The following is a 16,954-nucleotide window of genomic DNA, read 5'->3' on the forward strand; positions in this document are numbered from 1 at the left end:
ATCCGGATTGTCTGGGGATCAGTTGTGCGGCTGCGAATAATAGGCCTGCAGCGGACGCACTTCAAGCTTGCTCCCGGAATTGCCCGCCACACCGGCGCCGATCGCGGCGGCCGCCTGCACCGCCGCCGAGGCGGTGGTGAAATAGGGTATCTTGCCGTTCACCGCCGAGGCGCGGATCGGCTGCGAGTCCTTGAGGCTCTGCCAGCCCTCCGTTGTGTTGAAGATCAGGTCGATCTTGCCGTCCTTGATGCGGTCGACGATGTGCGGCCGGCCCTGTGCCACCTTGTTGATCCGCTCGACAGGGAGCCCGGCGCGCTCGAGATGGTCCGCCGTGCCGGTGGTGGCGACGATCGCGAAGCCGGCCTCGACCAGCGTGCGCACCGCCGGGACGATCGCTTCCTTGTCGCCCTGCTTGACGCTGACGAACACCGCGCCCGTGCTGGGCAGTACCGTGCCCGCGCCGAGCTGCGACTTGGCGAAGGCGGTGGTGAAGTCGCGGTCGATCCCCATGACCTCGCCGGTGCTCTTCATCTCGGGTGACAGCACCGGGTCGATCCCGGGAAAGCGGCTGAACGGGAACACCGCCTCCTTGACCGCGAAATAATCGATGTCGCGATCGATCGTCGGCAGGTCGGCGAGCTTCTCGCCCGCCATCACGCGCGCCGCGATCTTGGCGATCGGCGCGCCGATCGCCTTGGCGACGAAGGGTACGGTGCGGCTGGCGCGCGGGTTGACCTCGATGAGGTAGACCAGCCCGTCCTTCACCGCGAACTGGATGTTCATCAGCCCACGCACGGACAGGCCGTTGGCCAGCGCCTCTGTCTGCCGCTCGATCTCGGCGACGATCTCGGGCGCGAGTGAATAGGGCGGGATCGAGCAGGCGCTGTCGCCGGAATGGACCCCCGCCTCCTCGATATGCTGGAGCACGCCCGCGACCACCACCTGATCGCCGTCGCAGATCGCGTCGACGTCGACCTCGACCGCGTCGCGCAGATATTGGTCGATCAGCACCGGCGCGTCGCCCGAGACCTGCACCGCGGTCTGGATATAATCCTCGAGCTGCTGGTCGCTGTCGACGATCTCCATCGCGCGACCGCCGAGCACGTAGCTCGGCCGCATCAGCACCGGATAACCGATGCGGTTGGCGACGTTGAGCGCCTCCTCGCGGCTGCGCGCGATGCCGTTGGCGGGCTGGCGCAGCTTGAGCCGGTTGACCAGAGCGGCGAAACGCTCGCGGTCCTCGGCGAGGTCGATCGCGTCGGGCGAGGTACCGAGGATCGGGATGCCCGCCTGCTCCAGCGCGCGCGCGAGGTTGAGCGGGGTCTGGCCGCCGAACTGGACGATCACGCCGACCAGCTCGCCCGACTGCTGCTCGACGTGGAGGATCTCGAGCACGTCCTCGGCGGTGAGCGGCTCGAAATAGAGCCGGTCCGACGTATCATAGTCGGTGCTCACCGTCTCCGGGTTGCAGTTGACCATGATCGTCTCATAGCCCTGCTCCGCCAGCGCGAAGCAGGCGTGGCAGCAGCAATAGTCGAACTCGATCCCCTGCCCGATCCGGTTCGGCCCGCCGCCCAGGATCACGATCTTTCGCCGGTCGCTCGGCTGCGCCTCGTTCTCGGGCTCGCCGAACATCGGCGCCTCGTAGGTCGAGTACATGTAGGGCGTCTTGGCCTCGAACTCGGCGGCGCAGGTGTCGATCCGCTTGAACACGGGGCGGACGCCGAGCTTGATGCGACGCTGGCGCACCTCCTCCTCGGTGACGCCGCCGGTCATCGCCTTGACCGCCTCGTGGATCAGCCCCGAGCCGCGTGCGATGCCGCGCTCCATGCCGCGCAGGTTGGCCGACTGGAGCGCGAGCCAGGCGAGCCGCTTGTCGGAGAAGCCCATCGCCTTGAGCCGGCGCATGCCGGGCGCGTCGATCGGCAGGCCGTTCGCCATCACCTCGGCCTCGGCGGCGACGATCTCGGCGATCCGGTCGAGGAACCAGGGGTCGTACTTGGCGATGGCGTGCACCTCGGCGACGGTGAAGCCCTCGCGCAGCGCCTGGGCGGCGACCAGCAGCCGGTCGGGCGTCGGCGCGGCGAGCGCGGCCTCGATCTCGGCACGCGGCGCGCCGGCGAGCCGCTCGACATCGTTGAAGCCCGACAGGCCCGTCTCCAGCCCGCGCAGCGCCTTCTGCACCGACTCGTGGATGTTGCGCCCGATCGCCATCACCTCGCCGACCGACTTCATCGCGGTTCCGAGCGTCGCCTGCGCGCCCTTGAACTTCTCGAAGGCGAAGCGGGGGATCTTGGTGACGACATAGTCGATCGTCGGCTCGAACGAGGCCGGAGTGGCGCCGGTGATGTCGTTCTCGATCTCGTCGAGCGTGTAGCCGACCGCCAGCTTGGCGGCGACCTTGGCGATCGGGAAGCCGGTCGCCTTGCTGGCCAGTGCCGAAGAGCGCGACACGCGCGGGTTCATCTCGATGACGATGAGGCGCCCGTCCTTGGGGTTGACCGCGAACTGGACGTTGGAGCCGCCGGTCTCGACGCCGATCTCGCGCAGCACCGCGATGCTGGCGTTGCGCATGATCTGATATTCCTTGTCGGTCAGCGTCAGCGCCGGCGCGACGGTGATGGAATCGCCGGTGTGGACCCCCATCGGGTCGATGTTCTCGATCGAGCAGATGATGATGCAATTGTCCGCGCGGTCGCGGACCACCTCCATCTCATATTCCTTCCAGCCGAGCAGCGATTCCTCGATCAGCACCTCGGTGGTGGGCGAGGCGTCGAGCCCCTTGCGGACGATCTCCAGGAACTCCTCGCGGTTGTAGGCGACGCCGCCGCCCGTCCCCCCTAACGTGAAGCTGGGCCGGATGATCGCGGGCAGCCCTACCTTTTCGAGCCCGGCGAGCGCCTCCGCCTCCGTGTGCGCGATATGGCTACGCGCGCTCTCGAGCCCGATCTTGTCCATCGCGTCGCGGAACTTGAGCCGGTCCTCGGCCTTGTCGATCGCCTCGGCGTCGGCGCCGATCATCTGGACGCCGTATTTCTCCAGCGTGCCGTCGCGGAACAGCGCCAGCGCGGTGTTGAGCGCGGTCTGCCCGCCCATCGTCGGCAGCACCGCGTCGGGGCGTTCCTTGGCGATGATCGTGGCGACCACCTCGGGGGTGATCGGCTCGACGTAGGTGGCATCGGCCAGCTCCGGATCGGTCATGATCGTCGCCGGATTCGAGTTCACCAGGACGATGCGATAGCCCTCTTCCTTGAGCGCCTTGATCGCCTGCGTGCCGGAATAGTCGAACTCGCACGCCTGGCCGATGATGATCGGCCCCGCGCCGATGACGAGGATGGAGGAGATGTCGGTGCGTTTGGGCATGCGTCGGATCCTGCCTTCAAGGCTTCTTTGTTTCAGGCGAGGGCACCGCCGCTCGCCCGCTATCTCGTCGCGACGCGATCTCAGGCCGCGCGCAGCGCCGCCACGAACCGCTCGAACAGGTACAGGCTGTCCTGCGGTCCGGGGCTCGCCTCGGGGTGATATTGCACGCTGAACGCGGGCCGGTCGGTCAGCTCGATCCCCGCGTTGCTGCCGTCGAACAGCGACACGTGCGTCTCGCGCGCGTTGGCCGGCAAGGTCGCACGCTCGACCGCGAAGCCGTGGTTCATGCTAGTGATCTCGACCGCGCCGTCACTCAGCCGCTTGACCGGGTGGTTGGCGCCGCGGTGGCCCTGGAACATCTTGGTCGTCCGCGCGCCCGCCGCCAGCGCGAGCAGCTGGTGGCCGAGGCAGATGCCGAACAGCGGCTTGCGGGTGTCGAGCAGCTCGCGGATGACCGGCACCGCATACTCGCCCGTCGCGGCGGGGTCGCCGGGTCCGTTGGAGAGGAAGATGCCGTCGGGCGCGAGCGCCATGATCTCGTCGAAGGTCGCGGTCGCGGGCACCACCGACACCTTCGCCCCCGCCTGAACGAGGTTGCGGAAGATGTTTAACTTACTGCCGTAATCGACTGCGACCACGTGCGGCCGCGCGCCCTCGCCGGCGCTGCCATAGCCGAAGCCGAGCCGCCAGATCCCGCCCTCCCAGCTGCCGTGGGTCTCGCGAGTCACGTCCTTGGCGAGGTCCATCCCCTCCAGCCCGGGCCAGCCGCGCGCCAGCTTGAGCAGCAGGTCGAGGTCGAACGCGCCATCGGGCGCGTGCGCCACCACGCCCGTCGGCGCCCCGCCGCCGCGGATGCGCCGAGTCAGCGCGCGCGTGTCGATCCCAGCGAGCCCGATGCGCGCGTGCCGCTCCATCCAGCCGGCGAGGTTCTCCACGGCGCGAAAGTTGCTCGGCGCGGTAGGATCCTCGCGCACGATCATACCGAGCGCGTGCGGGTTGTCGGCCTCGACGTCGTCGGGATTGGCGCCGACATTGCCGATGTGGGGAAAGGTGAAGGTGATGATCTGACCGGCGAAGCTCGGGTCGGTCATGATCTCCTGGTAACCCGTCATGGCGGTGTGGAAGCACACCTCGCCGACCGCCTGGCCGGTCGCGCCGAAACCGCGGCCCCACGCCACCTCGCCGCTGGCGAGGACGAGGACGCCCGTCGCTCCATCCGGTCTGGGCGCGTGCGGAAACGTGGCGTCGGCCATGGCAGGCGGGCACTCCTTGTGTGGGTCGGCAATGTCGCTAAGCCCCGCCCGCTAGAGACGCGCGCCGGACGCGTCAATCGGTTAAGGACACGGGTATGATAAGGGACGACATCAAGGCCGCGCAGATCGCGGCGATGAAGGCGGGCGACAAGGAGGCGCGCGCCACCATCGGGCTGATCCAGGCAGCGGTGAAGAATCGCGACATCGAGCTGCGGACCGGCGCGGCGCCGGCAGACGACGACGCGGTCGTCGTCGAGGTGCTGCAGAAGATGGTCAAGCAGCGCCGCGAGTCGATCGCGATGTACGAGCAGGGCGGCCGCCCCGAGCTGGCCGCGGCGGAGCAGGCCGAGGTAGCGGTGATCGAACGCTTCCTGCCGCAGCAGATGAGCGAGGACGAGACCCGCACCGCGATCGAGTCGATCAAGGCTGAGCTGGGCGCGGGCGGCATGAAGGACATGGGCCGCGTGATGGCCGAGCTGAAGGCGCGCCACGCCACCACGCTCGACATGAGCAAGGCGAGCGCGTTGGTGAAGGCGGCGCTGACGGGATGAGGCCGCGGGCGGGCTGAGGATCTCGCGGAGGGGCAGAGGGGCCGCGAGCGCTTCGCCCTGCTCGCCCCGTACCCCCTTTCCGTGATCCCGGACTTGTTCCGGGATCCACCGAGCCGCACTGCCGAAAGCGTTGCTAACGCGGAACAGTGGATCCCGGAACAAGCCGGGATGAGGGTAAAAAGCTGACCGGTGTGCCGACCGGATGGATGGAGACACCCCGTCCCACCGCGACACATTGCCCTCTGCACCCCATGGCGTCATAAGGGGTATAATGCGTCGGTGAGTCTCACCCCCGCCTTCCTCGACGAGCTGCGCGCGCGCACGTCGCTCACCGCGCTGGTCGGCAAGACGGTCAAGCTTACCCGCGCCGGGCGCGAGTCGAAGGGCTGCTGCCCCTTCCACAACGAGAAGACGCCGAGCTTCTACGTCAACGACGACAAAGGCTTCTATCACTGTTTCGGCTGCTCGGCGCACGGCGACGCGATCCGCTGGCTGACCGACCACCGGGGCCTCCCCTTCATCGACGCGGTCAAGGAACTCGCCGCGGCGGCGGGGATGGAGATGCCGGCGCAAGACCGCCAGTCGGCCGAGCGCGCGGAGCGTGCCAAGTCGCTCCACGACGTGATGCAGGCCGCCGCGGACTTCTTCACCCAGCAGCTCGGCGGCAGCGAGGGCGCCGACGCGCGCGCGTTGCTCGACCGGCGCGGGGTGAACGCAGCGACGCAGCGCAGCTTCGGCTTCGGCTACGCGCCCGACTCGCGCACGCGGCTCCGCGCCGCGCTCAAGGATTTCGGCGACGCCATGCTGATCGAGGCGGGGCTGCTGATCCAGGTCGAGGGCAAGGAGCCCTACGACCGATTCCGCGGCCGGCTGATGATCCCGATCCGCGACCCGCGCGGGCGCGTCATCGCCTTCGGCGGGCGCATCATCGGAGAAGGCGAGCCGAAATACCTCAACTCGCCCGACACCCCGCTCTTCGACAAGGGGCGGACGCTCTACAATCTCGACCGCGCCGCCGCGGCCGCGCGCAAGGCCGAGCGGCTGTTCGTGGTCGAGGGCTATATGGACGCGGTCGCGCTGGCGCAGCACGGCATCGGCGAGTCGGTGGCGCCGCTCGGCACCGCGCTGACGGAGGCGCAGCTCGAGCGACTGTGGCGCGTCGTCGACGTGCCCTATGTCTGCCTCGACGGCGACGCGGCCGGGCAGAAAGCCGCGATCCGCGCGGCGCAGCGCGCGCTGCCGCTGCTCGCGCCGGGGCGCAGCCTCGCCTTCGTCACCTTGCCCGAAGGCCAGGATCCCGACGACCTGATGCGCGCGCAGGGGCCGGGCGCGTTCGAGCCGCTGGTGCGCTCCGCGCAGCCGCTGGTCGACCGACTCTGGCAGCACGAGCTCGCCGCCGAGCCGCTGACCACGCCCGAGCAGCGCGCCGGCTTCAAGCGCCGCCTCGGCGACCTCGTCCAGTCGATCACCGACCCGAGCGTCCGGGCCGAATATCAGGCCGAGTTCCGTCACCGCTTCGACGAGCAGTTCGCGCGCATCCGCCAACCGTTCCAGCAGCGCACGCCCTTCTACCCGATGGCGCAGCGCCGCCCCGGGCAGAAGTGGACGCCGCCGCCCGCGCCCGTCACCGAGGACGCCAAGCGCGTCGGCGCCGCGGGCGGTATCGACCGCGTTCTCGCCAAGGCGGTGCTCGCCGGGCTGATCCGCCACCCCGCCGAGATCGCGCGTCACATGGAAGTGCTCGGCGGGCTGCGCCTCGCCGAGGGGGCGCTCGGACGGCTGTTCGAGGCGGTGATCGATGTCGCGCTGGAGGATCGTCGCGGCGATCCGCTTGATAGCGGACGACTGGTCACCATATTGGTGCGATCCGGTTTCGATACGGTCGCTCATGACCTCTTGAGAGCCGATACGATGCCCTATTCGTTCACGCGCGCCAGCGGCGACGAGAAGCAGGCGCGCGACGACCTCGACGAGGCGATCGCGATCCTGGTCGCCCGGCCGGAGGTGGATGCGGCTCTGGCGGAAGCAACTTCCGCGATGAAGGCGCGCTTCACCGCCGAGGCGTTCGAACGACAAGTGGCGTTGGTGAACGAACAACGTGCGCTGGATGAGCGGCTTGCAAATCTGGTGCAGGCAAACGAAGACGCCCGCGCGCTTGGACTTGAGGACGATTGATGGCGAAGATGAACGGTGGCGGTGGTGACGAGGGCGCGGAAGTGGCCGACGCTCCGCTGATCGATCTCAACGACGCGAGCGTCAAGAAGCTGATCGCGCGCGCCAAGAAGCGCGGCTATATCACCTACGACCAGCTCAACGAGGCGCTGCCGCAGGACCAGATGTCCTCGGACCAGCTCGAGGACGTGATGTCCGCGCTCAACGAGATGGGCGTCAACATCGTCGAGAACGAGGAAGCCGGCGAGGACGGCGAGCCGGAGGAGCGCGCCGACGACGACGAGGCGGAGCCGGTCGACGGCGACAGTGACTCCGATGGCACGGCTCCTGCACCGGAAGCGAAGAAGAAAGAGGTCATCGATCGCACCGACGACCCGGTGCGGATGTACCTGCGCGAGATGGGCGCGGTGGAGCTGCTCAGCCGCGAGGGCGAGATCGCGATCGCCAAGCGCATCGAGGCGGGGCGTGACACGATGATCCTCGGGCTCTGCGAGAGCCCGATCACGTTCAACGCCATCATCGACTGGTCGACCGCCCTCAACGAGGGCACGATGCAGCTGCGCGAGATCGTCGATCTCGACGCGATGCTGTCCAAGGGCCCGTCGGCCGAGCAGGTCGAGGGCGCCGAGGATGACAGCGGCGAGATCAGCGAGTCGAGCGCCGGCCCGTCGTTCAAGGAGGAGGAGGAGCCCGAGGAGGCTCCCGCCGACGACGAGGACGACATGACCGAGCGCCGCGCGCCGCGGCCGTCCGACGACGAGGAAGAGGACAACACGCTCAGCCTGGCGCAGATGGAGGAGACGCTCAAGCCTCTCGCGCTCGAGAAGTTCGCCAACATCACCGCGATCTACCGCAACTTCTCGAAGATGCAGGAGAGCCGGCTCGACGCGATGGCGTCGGGCGCGGATCTCTCCGACGCGCAGGAGCGAAAGTACCAGAAGCTGCGCGAGGAGCTCACCGCCGAGGTGGAGAGCGTGCAGTTTCACCAGAGCAAGATCGAGTATCTGGTCGACCAGCTCTACAGCTACAACCGGCGCCTCACCGCGCTGGGCGGGCAGATGCTCCGACTGGCCGAGCGTCACAAGGTGAACCGCAAGGATTTCCTTGACCAATATATGGGTCACGAGCTCGACGAAGGCTTCCTCGACGCGGTGCGCGGGCGTGACAAGAAATGGGCCGCCTTCGCCACCAACGAGGCGCCCGCGATCGACCGCATCCGCACCGAGATCAGCGAGATCAGCCAGCAGACCGGCATGGCGCTCGCCGAGTTCCGCCGCATCGTCAACATGGTGCAGAAGGGCGAGCGCGAGGCGCGGATCGCCAAGAAGGAGATGGTCGAGGCCAATCTCCGCCTCGTGATCTCGATCGCCAAGAAGTACACCAACCGCGGCCTGCAGTTCCTGGACCTCATCCAGGAGGGCAACATCGGCCTGATGAAGGCGGTGGACAAGTTCGAGTATCGCCGCGGCTACAAGTTCAGCACCTACGCGACCTGGTGGATCCGCCAGGCGATCACGCGCTCGATCGCGGACCAGGCGCGAACGATCCGCATCCCGGTCCACATGATCGAGACGATCAACAAGCTGGTTCGCACCAGCCGCCAGTTCCTCCACGAGCAGGGCCGCGAGCCCACGCCCGAGGAGATGGCGGAGCGTCTGAGCATGCCGCTCGAGAAGGTGCGTAAGGTGATGAAGATCGCCAAGGAACCGATCAGCCTCGAGACGCCGATCGGTGACGAGGAGGATTCGCACCTCGGCGACTTCATCGAGGACAAGAACGCGGTCATCCCGGTCGACGCCGCGATCCAGGCCAACCTCAAGGAGACGGTGACGCGCGTCCTCGCCTCGCTTACCCCGCGCGAGGAGCGCGTTCTGCGCATGCGCTTCGGCATCGGCATGAACACCGATCACACGCTGGAAGAGGTCGGCCAGCAGTTCTCGGTGACGCGCGAGCGTATCCGGCAGATCGAGGCCAAGGCGCTGCGGAAGCTCAAGCACCCGAGCCGCAGCCGCAAGATGCGATCGTTCCTCGACCAGTGAGCGCCCACCCGCGCGGCGGGTGAGTGGCCCGATACAGACCAGCCGCGGCGGCGATAGCGCCGCCGCGGCGGTTTTTTCTTACATTGACGGCGATCAATTCCCTTAAGCGTAAATGACATCAATCATTTACCTATGGTGGAACCGAAAGCCGGCCGCGACGCTCCGCGACTTCAGGTCACTGCGTCGACGCTGGTTCGTCATTTCGGCGAGTGGCAGGAACGTGCCGCGCGCGCGCCGGTGTACGTGCTCCACCACGGTCGCCCCCGCCTCATCCTCGTCGGCGTCGAGCTCGCCGCGACACTCGGCGATAACGGACGGCCGACCCAGACCTCCGCGCTGCTCGACCCGATCCTGGACGCGCTCGATCTGCCGCTGCTGCTACTCGACGGCGAGGGCCTGATCGCGCACGCCAACGCCGCCGCACGCGCGCGTTTCGGTGATCGCGTCGCAGTGCGGACCGGTGTCGTGGCCCTGTCGCAGCGCGACGGCGACACACTGGCGGCGGCGGTGCGACGCGTGCTGGACGGTGCACCTCGCGAGCGCGTGTCGGTCGCGGTCGATCGCGTGCCGGGGCGCACGCTGGCGGTGATGGTGGAGCCGCTGCCCGAGGGGTGCCTGCTGCGGATCGAGGATGAGACCGGCGCGATCGAGGCGCAGGCAACCGCCGCCGCGCGTGACTCGATCGTCGCGGCCGTGGAGGCGACCGGACTCGCCGCGCTCGCGCGGATCAGCCTGCGCGGTTATCTCACCGCGCCGCGTCCCGCCCCGGCCGCGCTTCTGCATATGCCGCCTGCCCTTCTCACCGGCACGCGTTTCCTCGCGCTGGTCGCCGCCGCCGACCGGCCCGCGGTCGGCGAGTCGCTCGAGCGCGCCAGCGATGGCGAGATCGACGGGACCGTGCCCGCCGCCCTGTTGACCGGCGACGGCGAGGAACTCGCCGTTGCGCTCGGTTTCTGGCCGATCCGGGTCAACGGCCGGGTCCACGAGGTGATCGCTGCGGCGGTTCGACGGCCCGTGTAAACCGCACCTTTACATCGATCAGCTAGCTCGCAGCGCGCGGCCGAGGCGTGCCGCGGTAGCGTGGAGGCAGGAATGATGGCGGACGCGAGTCAGCGCCCAGAGGACGGTCCGGCCGACCTGATCCTCGCGTTGGTCGCGCGCGACGGCACCGCCGCGTCGCGCCACGCCCGCGCGCTCATCGACCCCGCTGCACCACTGCGTGACATCGCCGACACGATCCACGCCCTGTGCGTCGTCCACGGCACTTTCCCCGGCATGGTCGATCACGCCACCGCGTACGGCGTCGACTCGCTCGCGCCGGCGTGGCTCGCGCGCGCGGCGGGCACGATGGCGGCGGAGCGCGCGCTGCTGGTCCGCCTTGCCGCCGCCGCCGGCCCGCAGCCCTCGACGCCGGGGCAGGCCAGCGCCGCGGCGGCGATCCTGCAGCAGCGCGACACGCTGGCGCTGCTGGCGCGCTCCGACCGGCTCGGCTGTGCCACCGGCGCCGCAGCCGCCTTCGTGCTCGACTGGGTCGCGATCCGCGGCCTGCTCGAGCGCTGCGCGACGCGGCTCGATGAGGAGCCTAGCCCCAGCTTCGCCGCGGCACGCGACGAGGCGATCGAGATGCTGCGCGGCCTCGACCTGGCACCGGCGCGAGTGCGTGCGCTCACCTTCGGTGCCGAGCAGTTGCTCACGCAGCACCGCGGTCTGTGGCAGCTGCTCGAGGCCCGTGCCGCCGCGCGCAACGGCTGAGTTGGCTTGTCACTGGACCCGACGCGCCGCATGACGCACGCATGGAACGGTTCGAGGGCACCGGCGACTATGTCGCCACCGACGATCTCAAGGTCGCCGTCAACGCGGCGGTGCGACTGCGGCGCCCGCTGCTGGTCAAGGGCGAGCCCGGCACGGGCAAGACCGTGCTGGCGCACGAGATCGCGCGCGCGACGGGCTATCCGCTGATCGAGTGGACGGTGAAGTCCACCACCAAGGCGCAGCAGGGCCTCTACGACTATGACGCGGTGGCGCGACTGCGCGACGGTCAACTCGGCGACCCGCGCGTGCATGACATCGCCAACTATATCCGCCGCGGCAAGCTGTGGGAGGCGTTCGAGCGCGACGCGCCGGCGGTGCTGCTGATCGACGAGATCGACAAGGCCGATATCGAGTTCCCCAACGACCTGTTGCAGGAGCTCGATCGCATGGAGTTCCACGTCTACGAGACCGGCCGGACCGTGCGCGCCACGCAGCGCCCGATCGTGGTGATCACCTCGAACAACGAGAAGGAGCTGCCCGACGCCTTCCTGCGCCGCTGCTTCTTTCATTACATCCGGTTTCCCGACCGGGCAACGATGCAGGCGATCGTCGACGTGCATTTCCCCGGCATCCAGACGACGCTGGTCAGCCGCGCGCTCGACCTCTTCTACGAGGTGCGCGAGGTGCCCGGGATCAAGAAAAAGCCCTCCACCAGCGAGCTGCTCGACTGGCTTCGACTGCTGCTCCACGAGGACCTGCCGCTCGAGGTGCTGCAACAGCGCGACCCGACCAGGGCGATCCCGCCGCTCCACGGCGCGCTGCTCAAGAACGAGCAGGACGTGATGCTGTTCGAGCGGCTCGCCTTCATGGCGCGGCGGCACGCGCCGCGGCCCTGAGCCGACGCCATGTTCCTCGCCTTCCTCGATGCCCTGCGCGCCGCGGGCATCCCGGCGAGCCTCAAGGAGCACCTGCTGCTGCTCGAGGCGCTCGACGCCGCGGTGATCGACCGTTCGCCCGAGCAATTCTATTATCTCAGTCGCGCCATCTACGTGAAGGACGAGGCGCTGCTCGACCGCTTCGACCAGGTCTTCGCCGTCGTCTTTCGCGGCACACTGCCGGCGGAGGGTGTCGCGCCCGCCGATCTGCCCGAGGAGTGGCTTCGCGCGCTGGCACGGCGCCACCTCACCCCCGAGCAGATGGCGGCAATCGAGTCGCTCGGCTCGTGGGACGAGATCATGCGGACGCTGCGCGAGCGACTCGCCGAGCAGCACGCGCGCCACCAGGGCGGGAGCAAGTGGATCGGGACCGGCGGCACCAGCCCGTTCGGCAACGCGGGCTACAATCCCGAGGGCGTCCGCATCGGCGGCGAGGCGACGCACGGGCGCGCGATCAAGGTATGGGAGCAGCGCCCCTTCCGTGACCTCGACTCCTCCCGCGCGCTCGGCACGCGCAACATCAAATTGGCGCTGCGGCGGCTTCGCCGCTTCGCGCGCCAAGGCGCCGCCGACGAGCTCGACCTGGACGCGACCGTCGCCGGTACCGCGCGCCAAGGCTGGCTCGACGTGCGTCTCCGCCCGGAACGGCGTAACGCGATCAAGCTGCTGCTCTTCCTCGACGTCGGCGGGTCGATGGACCCGTTCGTCACCGCCTGCGAGGAGCTGTTCTCGGCTGCCACCAGCGAGTTCCGCGAGCTCGAATTCTTCTACTTCCATAATTGCGTCTACGAGGGCGTGTGGAAGGACAATCGCCGCCGCTTCGACGCGCGCACGCCGACGCTCGAGCTGCTCCACACCTATGGCCGCGATTATAAGCTGCTCTTCGTCGGCGACGCGGCGATGAGCCCGTACGAGATCACGCATCCCGGCGGCTCGGTCGAGCACCACAATGACGAGCCCGGTGCCACCTGGCTGGGGCGGCTGACCGAGGCCTATCCCGCCGCGGCCTGGCTCAACCCTGCGCCGGAAGCACACTGGGACTATGCCGCCTCAACCGCGCTGATCCGCGACCTGCTGCGCGGGCGGATGTTCCCGCTGACGCTCGACGGGATCGACGCCGCCACGCGCGAGCTGGCGCGCCGGCGCTGATCGCGCGTCAGCCGCGCCAGATCCGCAGCGGCGCGCCCGGTCGCATCCCGCCCTGATGCGCCGGACAGCGCGTGTAGCGGAAGGCCTTGTCGACGCAGAGCCAGAGCTCGTCGAGCCAGCCCTCGCGGGTGGCGGTGACGCGCATCATGTCAGCGCGGATCCCTGGGTTGGCCAGCGCCACCGCCCCGGCGAGCGCGCCCGCGGTCAGCGGTCGGTGCGACAGCGCCGCCATGTCGGGGAAGCGCAACCGGCCGTACATCGCGTTCGACTGGCTGAAATAGCGCTCGGGCGAATAGCCCGCCATGCAGGTGCCGTGCTTGGCCCATTCGTGCTGGAGCAGCTGCGCCGAGGGCGTCGCGCAGAGATGGCGCCGCAGCACCGCAGCGCGCAGGATCGGCGTGGCGCGGCAATATTGCGGCCACGTCTTGCCCTCGCCGTCGGGCCACAGACCGTGGAGCACGAAGGCGAAGCGATTGGCTGAGCCACACTGGAAGCGCGCGTCGCGGTCGTCGCCGTGGTCGCGGCAATATTGCGGGCTCCACGTCACCGCCAGCGTGTAGCTGGCGATCGGCAGCCGCCGCGCCGGCTGGCTGGCGCTCGGCCCGTCGGGGCGCGGCGCCGCGATCATATCGGGCAGCGCACAGGAGAGCACCTGCGCCCCCGCGCTCCCGGGCAGCGCGACCAGCGCTGCGGCGGCCAACCAGCGCGTCATGCCAGCTCCTCCTGCTCCCCGTCCAACCCGTCGTTGCCGGTCCCGTCCAACCCGAACCAGTCGCGCGCGGCCGGCGCGAACAGCTGCACCGCCGCGGTCACCTCGAGCACGACGCGCACCAGCCCGAGCAGCGTCGGTGGCGCGAGGGGCGCGATGAACAGGCCGGGCAGCAGCCCCAGCAGGTGGAGGGTGGTCAGCAGCACCACCACCCAGCGCACCCAGGCAACCCCGCGGCGCGCCACCGCATACCATTGGAACAGCGCGATCGCGACGTTGAGCGCGAGCGCCGCGGCGAGCATCCAGCCGAAGGCGGCGGTGCGCGGGTCGGCCGCGAGCCGCGTCGACAATTGCTCCCAGGTCAGCGCCCAGATCAGCAGCCCGAGCGCGAAGGAGGTCAGATACAGGCGCTCGAAGCGGACGATCGGGGGCGGACGCGTCACGAAGACCTCTCATGGTTGCGCGCGCGCTCTGCGCCGGAGGGCGCGACGACGCAAGCCGCCAGCCTCACGCCGCGGCGACGTCCAGCCCGATATCGGCGGCGGGCGCCGACTGGGTGATGCGACCGACGCTGACATAGGTCACGCCGCTCGCGCCGATCGCGCCGATCGTCTCGAGCGAGACCCCGCCCGAGGCCTCGGTCGGCGCGCGCCCGTCGACCAGCGCGACCGCCGCGCGCAGCATCGCCGGGGGCATGTTGTCGAGCAGCAGGTGGGTCGCCCCCGCCTCCAGCGCGGGCGCGATCTGGTCGAGCCGGTCGACCTCGACGATGATGTCGGCGATCCCGGCGGCGCGCGCGAGCGCGGCGGCGGGGCCGACCCCGCCCGCCACCGCGACGTGATTGTCCTTGATCATCGCCGCGTCCCACAGTCCCATGCGGTGGTTGCGCGCGCCGCCGGTGCGCGTGGCGTATTTCTCGAGCCGGCGCAGCCCGGGGAGCGTCTTGCGCGTGTCCAGCAGCGTCGCCCCGGTGCCCTCCAGCGCCGCGACATAGGCGCCGGTCAGCGTCGCGATCCCCGACAGGTGCTGGATCGTGTTGAGCGCCGAGCGCTCCGCGGTCAGCACCGCGCGCGCCGCTCCGGTGACTCGCAGCAGCTTGGCCCCGGGTGACACCCGGTCACCGTCGCGCACCAGAGGCTCGATCACGGCGTCAGCGTCGAGCCGGCGGAAGAAGGCGGCGGCGAGCTCCACCCCGCAGACGATGATCGCATCGCGGCTGTCCATGACCGCCGCGAACCGTGCCGCGGCCGGGATCACCGCCGCGGAGGTGATGTCCCCGATCCCGCCCAGGTCCTCGGCCAAGGTCGAATCGACGAACGCGTCGGTGTCGAAGCCCTCCAGCACGAAGCTCATGGCAGCACCTCGCCGGGCGCGACGCCCCACAGCCGCTCGGTCTGGACGAACCCGGCCTGGCCATGAACGTCGAAGCGGCACCAGCCGTTGCCGCACTGGCTCAATCGCCCGACCACACCGGGCTGCGCGCGCCAGAGCACGTGCGTGCCGCCGGGGCGGTCGCGCAGCTCGGCGGGCTCGCCGCCGGTGACGATCGCGGTGCGGATATGGCTCACCAACGTGGCGAGCATCCAGCCCCGCGTGCCGCCGGGGTCCTCGACCTTGCGCCACTCCTTGAACACCGCGACGACGCGCACCGGCAGGTCGGCGCGGACATAGACCCAGCTCGACGGGAAGGTCCGCCCCGGGCCGGTCCGCATCCGCGCGCGCGACGGGCTGAGCGAGGCGAAATAGGGCGGCTCGCGCAGGTCGGGCGCGGCGTCCGCCGCCGCCCCGCACGCCATCGCCGCCGCCATCGCCGCCGCCGCCGCGGCGCGCCGTCCCGCTGAGATCCCGCTGTCCACGCGCGAACCTGTAAGAGGCGCGCGGCGCGCCAGCAACCGCTTACCGTTGACGCCCGCGCGGGGCTGCGCCAATCCGGGCGCATGGCCGATCCGCGACGCTGCGCCCATCCCAAGGTGACCGTCACGCGCGAGCTGCCCGAGGTCGTGATGCAGCGGCTCGAGCAATTGTTCGACACCAGCAACAACCGCGGCGACCGCCCGCTCTCGCGCCCGGCGCTCGCCGCCGCCATGGCCGACAGCGACGTGCTCGTCCCCGCGGTCACCGACACGATCGACGCGGCGCTGATCGCGGGCGCGGGCGAGCGGCTCCGCCTCATCGCCAATTTCGGCGCGGGGGTGAACCACATCGACCTGCGCGCCGCGCGGGCGCGCGGCATCATCGTCACCAACACGCCCGGGGTCCTCACCGAGGACACCGCCGACCTGGTGATGGCGCTGATCGTCTCGGTGCCGCGCCGCCTCGCCGAGGGCGAGAAACTGGTCCGCTCGGGCCAGTGGACCGGCTGGAGTCCGGGCGGGATGCTGGGCTATCGCATCGGCGGCAAGGCGCTCGGCATCGTCGGCATGGGGCGGATCGGCCAGGCGGTGGCGCGGCGCGCACGCGCCTTCGGGCTGTCGATCCACTACCACAATCGTCGCCGGCTGCCCGCGGCGGTCGAGCGCGAGCTCGGCGCGACCTGGCACGCCGAGCTCGACGACCTGCTCGGCACGATCGACGTGCTGACGATCCACACGCCGCTCAACGCCGACAGCCGCGACCTGATCGACCGGCGCCGGCTCGCGCTGCTGCGCCCGCACGTCTTCGTCATCAACGCGAGCCGCGGCGGCATCCTCGACGAGGACGCGCTGGTCGACGCGCTCGAGGGGGGGCGGCTCGCCGGCGCCGGGCTCGACGTGTGGCGCCACGAACCCGAGATCGACCCAAGGCTGCTCGCGCTGCGCAACGTGGTGATGACCCCGCACATGGGCTCGGCGACGTATGAGGGCCGCGTCGCCTCGGGCGAGCGCGTCATCGCCAATATTCGCAGCTGGGCCGACGGCCATCGCCCGCCCGACCAGGTGTTGGAGGGCTGGGTCTGAGCTAGGGACGGGATGTCGCGAATGTTGAGAAAGTTGAGTCGCTGGACGGTGTCACGCACGGGACTCAACCTTCATCGCATGTCACTCTGCATCTC

At 69.7% G+C, this 16,954-nt stretch carries 14 protein-coding genes; 8 read left to right on the forward strand and 6 right to left on the reverse strand.

Annotated elements, in window-relative coordinates; translation table 11 throughout:
* Positions 1-18 precede the first annotated feature (18 nt).
* Both carB and carA read right to left on the reverse strand, forming a co-directional pair.
* Entirely contained in the window at positions 19-3,363 is a 3,345-nt protein-coding gene (gene carB, locus K7957_RS03200; RefSeq protein WP_223010508.1) for a carbamoyl-phosphate synthase large subunit, read from the reverse strand.
* An 80-nt stretch (positions 3,364-3,443) separates the two neighbouring features.
* A complete protein-coding gene (carA, locus tag K7957_RS03205) occupies positions 3,444-4,616 on the reverse strand; it encodes a glutamine-hydrolyzing carbamoyl-phosphate synthase small subunit (protein WP_223010509.1) in 1,173 nt (390 codons plus the stop codon).
* 95 nt (positions 4,617-4,711) lie between these two features.
* Here carA and K7957_RS03210 point away from each other — a divergent pair, with 95 nt between their 5' ends.
* The 7 genes from K7957_RS03210 (at position 4,712) to K7957_RS03240 (ending at position 13,214) form a co-directional block, all read left to right on the forward strand.
* The gene (locus K7957_RS03210) at positions 4,712-5,167 is read left to right on the forward strand and encodes a GatB/YqeY domain-containing protein (RefSeq protein WP_223010510.1); all 456 of its coding nucleotides are present in this window, start codon (positions 4,712-4,714) and stop codon (positions 5,165-5,167) included.
* A gap of 279 nt (positions 5,168-5,446) precedes the next feature.
* Positions 5,447-7,342 (forward strand): DNA primase, encoded by a 1,896-nt coding sequence (gene dnaG / locus K7957_RS03215; protein WP_223010511.1) that lies wholly within the window; start codon positions 5,447-5,449, stop codon positions 7,340-7,342.
* Positions 7,342-9,378, forward strand: a complete 2,037-nt coding sequence (gene rpoD / locus K7957_RS03220; RefSeq protein ID WP_223010512.1) for an RNA polymerase sigma factor RpoD — start codon at positions 7,342-7,344, stop codon at positions 9,376-9,378. Before dnaG ends, rpoD begins: the two co-directional genes overlap by 1 nt.
* Before the next feature lie 132 nt (positions 9,379-9,510).
* Positions 9,511-10,398, forward strand: coding sequence for a hypothetical protein (locus tag K7957_RS03225; RefSeq protein WP_223010513.1), 888 nt, complete (start codon positions 9,511-9,513; stop codon positions 10,396-10,398).
* A 75-nt stretch (positions 10,399-10,473) separates the two neighbouring features.
* Positions 10,474-11,130 (forward strand): DUF6975 family protein, encoded by a 657-nt coding sequence (locus tag K7957_RS03230; RefSeq protein ID WP_246616624.1) that lies wholly within the window; start codon positions 10,474-10,476, stop codon positions 11,128-11,130.
* A gap of 41 nt (positions 11,131-11,171) precedes the next feature.
* Positions 11,172-12,026, forward strand: coding sequence for an AAA family ATPase (locus K7957_RS03235; protein WP_223010515.1), 855 nt, complete (start codon positions 11,172-11,174; stop codon positions 12,024-12,026).
* A 9-nt stretch (positions 12,027-12,035) separates the two neighbouring features.
* Positions 12,036-13,214, forward strand: coding sequence for a vWA domain-containing protein (locus K7957_RS03240; RefSeq protein WP_223010516.1), 1,179 nt, complete (start codon positions 12,036-12,038; stop codon positions 13,212-13,214).
* A 7-nt stretch (positions 13,215-13,221) separates the two neighbouring features.
* Here the strand turns inward: K7957_RS03240 and K7957_RS03245 are convergent, their stop codons facing one another.
* From K7957_RS03245 to K7957_RS03260, 4 genes are all read right to left on the reverse strand, one after another.
* Positions 13,222-13,926, reverse strand: coding sequence for a ribonuclease T2 family protein (locus K7957_RS03245; protein ID WP_223010517.1), 705 nt, complete (start codon positions 13,924-13,926; stop codon positions 13,222-13,224).
* Complete coding sequence (locus K7957_RS03250) at positions 13,923-14,366, reverse strand: hypothetical protein (protein WP_223010518.1); 444 nt, start codon at positions 14,364-14,366, stop codon at positions 13,923-13,925. Before K7957_RS03250 ends, K7957_RS03245 begins: the two co-directional genes overlap by 4 nt.
* Before the next feature lie 64 nt (positions 14,367-14,430).
* The gene (nadC, locus tag K7957_RS03255; RefSeq protein WP_223010519.1) at positions 14,431-15,276 is read right to left on the reverse strand and encodes a carboxylating nicotinate-nucleotide diphosphorylase; all 846 of its coding nucleotides are present in this window, start codon (positions 15,274-15,276) and stop codon (positions 14,431-14,433) included.
* Complete coding sequence (locus tag K7957_RS03260) at positions 15,273-15,779, reverse strand: SH3 domain-containing protein (protein WP_343228286.1); 507 nt, start codon at positions 15,777-15,779, stop codon at positions 15,273-15,275. The genes nadC and K7957_RS03260 overlap by 4 nt, the downstream gene beginning before the upstream one ends.
* Positions 15,780-15,860: 81 nt before the next feature.
* Here K7957_RS03260 and K7957_RS03265 point away from each other — a divergent pair, with 81 nt between their 5' ends.
* On the forward strand, positions 15,861-16,859 hold the full coding sequence (locus K7957_RS03265) for a 2-hydroxyacid dehydrogenase (RefSeq protein ID WP_223010520.1): 999 nt from the start codon (positions 15,861-15,863) through the stop codon (positions 16,857-16,859).
* Positions 16,860-16,954: the final 95 nt, after the last annotated feature.

Origin of the sequence: Sphingomonas yunnanensis (assembly GCF_019898765.1) — a bacterium.
GTDB classification, from domain to species: Bacteria; Pseudomonadota; Alphaproteobacteria; order Sphingomonadales; family Sphingomonadaceae; genus Sphingomonas; species Sphingomonas yunnanensis.

Bases quoted from the DNA above. Each gene is read 5' to 3' on its own strand.
- carB (WP_223010508.1), bottom strand. From the start codon at position 3,363: ATGCCCAAACGCACCGACATCTCCTCCATCCTCGTCATCGGCGCGGGG.
- carA (WP_223010509.1), bottom strand. From the start codon at position 4,616: ATGGCCGACGCCACGTTTCCGCACGCGCCCAGACCGGATGGAGCGACG.
- K7957_RS03210 (WP_223010510.1), top strand. From the start codon at position 4,712: ATGATAAGGGACGACATCAAGGCCGCGCAGATCGCGGCGATGAAGGCG.
- rpoD (WP_223010512.1), top strand. From the start codon at position 7,342: ATGGCGAAGATGAACGGTGGCGGTGGTGACGAGGGCGCGGAAGTGGCC.
- K7957_RS03225 (WP_223010513.1), top strand. From the start codon at position 9,511: ATGGTGGAACCGAAAGCCGGCCGCGACGCTCCGCGACTTCAGGTCACT.
- K7957_RS03230 (WP_246616624.1), top strand. From the start codon at position 10,474: ATGGCGGACGCGAGTCAGCGCCCAGAGGACGGTCCGGCCGACCTGATC.
- K7957_RS03235 (WP_223010515.1), top strand. From the start codon at position 11,172: ATGGAACGGTTCGAGGGCACCGGCGACTATGTCGCCACCGACGATCTC.
- K7957_RS03240 (WP_223010516.1), top strand. From the start codon at position 12,036: ATGTTCCTCGCCTTCCTCGATGCCCTGCGCGCCGCGGGCATCCCGGCG.
- K7957_RS03245 (WP_223010517.1), bottom strand. From the start codon at position 13,926: ATGACGCGCTGGTTGGCCGCCGCAGCGCTGGTCGCGCTGCCCGGGAGC.
- nadC (WP_223010519.1), bottom strand. From the start codon at position 15,276: ATGAGCTTCGTGCTGGAGGGCTTCGACACCGACGCGTTCGTCGATTCG.
- K7957_RS03265 (WP_223010520.1), top strand. From the start codon at position 15,861: ATGGCCGATCCGCGACGCTGCGCCCATCCCAAGGTGACCGTCACGCGC.